This is a genomic window from Candidatus Magnetaquicoccus inordinatus, assembly GCF_004217665.1.
Lineage (GTDB): Bacteria > Pseudomonadota > Magnetococcia > Magnetococcales > Magnetaquicoccaceae > Magnetaquicoccus > Magnetaquicoccus inordinatus.
The window spans coordinates 13,014-18,213 of sequence record NZ_RXIU01000053.1 but is presented as its reverse complement, the minus strand read 5'-3'; the positions used below and the strand labels follow the sequence as shown (position 1 = coordinate 18,213).

General features: G+C 51.4%; 5 protein-coding genes and 2 pseudogenes. All 7 read right to left on the bottom strand.

Annotation, left to right across the window (positions count from 1 at the left end):
- On the bottom strand, positions 1 to 1,311 hold a 1,311-nt coding region (locus tag EJP87_RS06110), incomplete at its 3' end, for a DUF7146 domain-containing protein (RefSeq protein ID WP_227657482.1).
- A 348-nt stretch (positions 1,312 to 1,659) separates the two neighbouring features.
- A pseudogene (locus EJP87_RS18900) lies at positions 1,660 to 1,806 on the bottom strand (primase-helicase zinc-binding domain-containing protein); the annotation flags it as partial.
- Between the two features lie 15 nt (positions 1,807 to 1,821).
- Positions 1,822 to 2,241: a dATP/dGTP diphosphohydrolase domain-containing protein gene (locus EJP87_RS06105; RefSeq protein ID WP_153188660.1), complete on the bottom strand. Its 420-nt coding sequence runs from the start codon at positions 2,239 to 2,241 to the stop codon at positions 1,822 to 1,824.
- A gap of 32 nt (positions 2,242 to 2,273) precedes the next feature.
- The gene (locus tag EJP87_RS06100; RefSeq protein WP_130470972.1) at positions 2,274 to 3,035 is read right to left on the bottom strand and encodes a phosphoadenosine phosphosulfate reductase domain-containing protein; all 762 of its coding nucleotides are present in this window, start codon (positions 3,033 to 3,035) and stop codon (positions 2,274 to 2,276) included.
- Between the two features lie 52 nt (positions 3,036 to 3,087).
- Positions 3,088 to 3,507: pseudogene (locus EJP87_RS18390) on the bottom strand (DNA cytosine methyltransferase); the annotation flags it as partial.
- A gap of 339 nt (positions 3,508 to 3,846) precedes the next feature.
- Positions 3,847 to 4,152, bottom strand: a complete 306-nt coding sequence (locus tag EJP87_RS06090) for a nucleoside triphosphate pyrophosphohydrolase family protein (protein ID WP_130470970.1) — start codon at positions 4,150 to 4,152, stop codon at positions 3,847 to 3,849.
- On the bottom strand, positions 4,149 to 4,964 hold the full coding sequence (locus EJP87_RS06085) for a phage Gp37/Gp68 family protein (protein WP_227657481.1): 816 nt from the start codon (positions 4,962 to 4,964) through the stop codon (positions 4,149 to 4,151). Before EJP87_RS06085 ends, EJP87_RS06090 begins: the two co-directional genes overlap by 4 nt.
- Between the last annotated feature and the right edge of the window lie 236 nt (positions 4,965 to 5,200).

The window sequence follows — 5,200 nt, the reverse complement described above, 5'->3', positions numbered from 1 at the left end:
TGCAATAACTGTTTCCAGCAATTTCAGTGCATTAATGGCATCATCATGTGATGGTTGATCAGGTATACTAGAATATTCGACACCACTGGTATCCAGATAGAGCCCTGTCCTATGGTCGTATCCTGTTTTTTCCAGGATGCTGCCGTCTGGCCTGATCGTCGGAGCCTCGATGATTCCAGCCAGAGATGGGAATGGCCAATCGCCAGATCGAGCCAGGATGGATCGGGATACAGTTGGTGGGCAATCGATACGGACCATTTTCCCGCGACGAGCATCCCATTTTTCAAAGTGCATGTGCTTGACCAGGGTGAGCTCAATCCATGCCTGATCTACCGGCAGGATAGCCAAAGCCCCTTCTTCGCGCCTGATTTCATTGCGCCTAACCTCTGTTTTCGGCAGCTTTGCCACTCGCACCAGCATTCCGCCACGCTGAAAGCATTCATCTTTCTCAGCCTGAATCAATGCCAGTTCCGTCCTGACAACGATCTCATGGAGATTCCCGCCAACGACCGTGATAACCGGTTTGTCTGTTGGTCTGTCTGTTTCAGTTGGATCGCTTTGGGCTTGTTCGACACGTTCTGCATTGGCCAGTGCTGCCCGTATTGACTCCCCTGTCGGGTCCGCCTGAAGCAGATCATTGAAATCGACCTTCTGCCCTTCTGGATCACCTGGCCAGACGATGTATGTCTCGATCCCCATGTTGGCCAGCCTAGTGGCGGCCTTGCGGGCAGCTTCCTGGCCGACGCGGTGCAGTTGGCCACGGATTGTTTTCGGTTCATCCACATCCGCCAGAATGTAGGCTGTGGACGGTTTTTCTGCTGGCAACTCGAACCCACGCATGCCACCCTCGGTCAATCCAGACCATGTAATAATTCCAGTCGCTTGCAGGAATGAAAGGCATGATTCGATTCCCTCACCAATGGCCATTTTGTTGCCGCCAACAAGATGGTCTGACAGGCGGACAGTGCCGCCTTTTGTCGAACCGAGCATTTTCTTGCGCTCGTCACTGGGAACGTTCTCGCCGAAAAATGTGCGGTGGATAGCGATTGGATCCCCAGCGCCATTGCGCACCAGGGCCACCATTGCATTTTTGGTGGGGTTGTACCGGATGTTGGCCGAGTCCACCGGCATTACGATGGCCCGGCCTGCCAGATAGGTAGTGACCGGTCCAGGGTCTGGAATGGACTCGTTCCAGATCCGTATTGCGTATGCCTTTTTTTGTTTTTGATCTTCGCTTAGGTTTTGCGTGTTGGGTGACGACGGTTGCGACGGTTGTCCGTCGTTTGGGCTGTCACACCCTGAGTGTGACATGTCACTCCCCCCATTAGTGTCACACTTTAGGCTGTCACACCCTGAGTGTGACATGTCACTCCCTGTACAGAGTCTCCTTACCATGCGTGCGGAGCGCTGCCTGATTGTTTCCTGTGATAACCCGTCAACGCTAAAGGATGCACGGTAAGCTTCCGTTGCTTTCCCCGTCCTCCGATACTCCCGTCGGAACGTTTCCTTTGCATCATCATTCACAATGCCCAGAGCGTTGGCCACCGCCTCAACCACCTTCGGCAGGTCTCTGGAATCCTCCAATCGGAGTAGTCTGGAAGCGAACGTCAACCCGTCTCCAGAACCACACTGACTACAGATAAACGATCCGCTACCATTCCTGTCATCGTACCGAAAACGGTCTGTTCCACCACAGAAAGGACATGGGCCATGACGATTGCTCAGGCAGGCGTTTGGAGCGCCAAGCCTGGCAAGAATGTTTGTCCATTGCCCTTGCGCCCGTTCCTTTATTTGATCAGCACGCATCATGATTTCCTACCATTACGCCTGTCGATTAAGCTCTTGCCACCGAATAGCCAGCAAATTGAATAGCATGTGCCACCGTGCAGGCAGTCCGCTTTCGGCGTCGTTTCCGTCACCATCGCAGTAGTGCCGCCAGACTTTATTCCACAATTCGGTTCGGTCATACGTGCGCCACGCGCCTTTTGCTTGCTCGCCATGTTTCTGTCGGCCAAAAGTCCAAACAGAGCCAATGGCGAAAGCAACAGCTTCATCTTTGGTACAACTGACGCGACTCTCATGAATCGTTCGCATAACATTATTGATAGCCCCTTCCGTGTCTTTAGCGAGAAGCAGCGCAAACAACGAGTACTGATCACAAATAATCGGCCACACGTCTTCAAAATCATCCACCGCTTCAGCGATACGAGGCTTGATCGATCTTTGTTGGATATTCAGCATATTCAACCTGCTCTTTTATTTGTTTTGGATCCTTAATCATAACAACTGCATGGTATTGTCGGGTCCAGATCATCGAACTCGAATGAAAGCTGCTTTGCCTCCTCTGTCGCCCGGTCCAACCAGTATGTCGCTGGTTTGTCACGCCAATGATAGTAATTGCCGTCCAATTTTCCCGCTTCCCGCATTCGTTGATGACTATCCGCTTCAAGTTGGATGATCGCATGGAAGTCTTCCGGTCGCTCCGTTGCCAAGGCCAGAATCTCTCTCACGCGCATAAACGGGCAGTGCCAACACCCGCTCTTTTTCGGCACGCACAAGCCAGCCTGCTGAATGATCTTCTTGCACCCATCCCGGTCGATTCCTAAATCGACAAGCGGATAATGCTTGGGAAACTCTCCCTTCTTTTTGTTGGCCGGTTTTGCCCGATGCGGTTCTCCGGCGTCGATACCAATAATCTGGTGCGGGTCATCGTCAATCGGTCTGATGTATGCCTGCATCGGACGAATCTTTCCGTGGTCGGTGCAGGTTCTCAACTGCCTAGACCCTGTCACCTTGTATCGCTGCCACCGTTCCAACACCGTTTCTTTTGGCTTCACAATGATCAAATTCCGACCGTGTTCCCTCAAATACGGAACAAATACTTTCTCAATGTACAAATACGTTTCTGGTTGCTCATTCATCGTGTCTGAGAAGATGAAGCGCACGTCCGGGTATTCTGGCAATCGCCCAGAGACGATCATGACCGCCAGGGCGGTGGAGTTCACCCCGCCACCGTAGGAAAGCCAGTAACTCATTTAATACCCCATCACTGCCATGACAAATTCCGCCGCGACTTGTGGCGTTACAGTATTCCATGGCTTCCAAGTCGCTGAATACAAGATCGAGCCATTGGGCCCCACCAACCCGGCCAACCTGTTCGCCAAAGATTGTTGCAGGGCGGCACTGCTGGATGAGCCAGTGCCACGCAGGCCACAGGTGCCGCTGGTCAGCAAACCCAAATCGGCGGCCTGCCTGGCTGAAAGGTTGGCAGGGACATGACCCGGTCCAGACCGGCCTGTCGTCCGGCCAACCGGCCAGACGGAGGGCGTAAGACCATCCACCGATACCTGCGAAGAAATGGCACTGCGTGTACCCGTCAAGATCTGATGGCCTGACATCCTCGATGCTCCTTTCATCCACTTCCCCTGGCGCAATAGCGCCGGTCTTGATCAATTCACGCAGCCATGCAGCAGAGCGTGGGTCGTTCTCGTTGTAATAGGCAGTCACCTATCATTTCCCGTCGCTATACTCTTCCCACCGGCCGCATGTATCGCTGCAGCGTTTTCTGGTAGATTTGTATGGTTCGTTGTCTGGATGAATACACAATCCTGGATCTTCAAAGCTGCCATCGGTTAGCTTTGACGCTCTGAACCAGATGCAACTAAGGCATGTTTTCTTTTCTGTATTCCGATTCACACTAGGCATCCTCCGCCATGCCCATACCGGAACCTCCCATATAGAATGACGCTTCTGTCCGTTTGATTTTTTGCACATCCTCACACACCATGTCTTGCCCACGAGAGAACATTGATTTCATCTATTACTGTTTTATTGATTGATTGCCATTTATTTCCATGACTCCATTTTCTTCCGCATTCTGATCAATTTTTCATTTATCCAATCGTCAACCGTTTTCTCGTTTTGCGCATACTCTCCATCAAAACAAACCCGCATTTGAATGATCATGATTTGCACATCCGCTAATTCTTCGAGGATGTTATGCGGTCGCCCTCGCCGATTATTTAAAAGTGCCTTTTGCAGTTCAGCCATCTCTTCCAACAGGACATCAACTTGTTTTGCTATGCCATACCTGCCAATATAAGCGTAAAGCATTCCAATAGTGTCGCTGCTATAGAGATTGTTATTGTTCATACTCCTGGAACCCCCTTGTATTCGATTCCATCTAATAAATTTCCATTCATAGCAACCGACCGTCTCACCCCATCCTCACCATACGCACCCCATTGTTTGAAAAAAAACGGTGTGCTGGTGCGATAACATTGATCACGAATAGATTCTACCCATTCCCGGCGCATTGGCCGGGCTTTCTGCCCAGATTCACCGCCGACAATCACCCAATCCACCCCTTGCCCAGGTACAGATGACAACCACTTGGTCAGGTCCAATGGCCCCAGGAGAGGTTCGCAGGACAGAAATCGGACCCTGGCCGGGATACTCATGAGATAATCCACTCGCTGGTAATAATCCTCATGCTCCAGTGTTGTCCCCAGCCAAACATTCTCCGGCCAGAGGGGTGGATTCCATGGGGTCATTGACATTAATCTCCCAGCGGTTTCCGGTCTCTTGGTGAGTAACAGCCAATCCAGATGCGATGTGCCAGCGATCAACTGGCACAAACGGACGCGATGATGGATAAGAGATGGATGATCTTCAAAGACGTCGCCCATACTGGCACAAAACACCCGGTGCCGCTCTCCGGCCTTCATGGCGAACTCGTTCCACCTGATGGGATCCTGCCAATGAGCATCGCCGAAAAATCGGCGAGAAACATCTTTCCCAAATACGTTATGCCCGGTACGTTTGGCAAACACCTCCGCGTAGCAGTTTGCACACCCAGATGATGTGCGTGTGCATCCCCACCAGGGATTAAAAGTGTGGTGTGTCCATGAAATTTTTGAGTTTTTACCCATCTTCTTCGCTACTTTCTTCGCGATCTTCATCATTAAACGTAATGACACATGCACTACATCAAACTTGTTTTTGCCGTCCTTTCAACGGCCTGTCCGCTATTTCAGTCTGGGATCTGCTATGGCTTCACGCGGTTTGCGCATGGAAGGGAGTCAACTGCAAACGCACGCTGCCACTGCTAGTGCCACCATCAATCCAATACACATCGTTTACCATGCCGCTATTCGCGATCATTTCTGCCTGATCCCGTTTGATGGTCATGCTGACCATC

What these genes read in the sequence shown, in the direction of transcription:
- EJP87_RS06105 (WP_153188660.1), bottom strand. Translation starts at nt 2,241, where the DNA reads ATGCTGAATATCCAACAAAGATCGATCAAGCCTCGTATCGCTGAAGCG.
- EJP87_RS06100 (WP_130470972.1), bottom strand. Translation starts at nt 3,035, where the DNA reads ATGAGTTACTGGCTTTCCTACGGTGGCGGGGTGAACTCCACCGCCCTG.
- EJP87_RS06090 (WP_130470970.1), bottom strand. Translation starts at nt 4,152, where the DNA reads ATGAACAATAACAATCTCTATAGCAGCGACACTATTGGAATGCTTTAC.
- EJP87_RS06085 (WP_227657481.1), bottom strand. Translation starts at nt 4,964, where the DNA reads ATGATGAAGATCGCGAAGAAAGTAGCGAAGAAGATGGGTAAAAACTCA.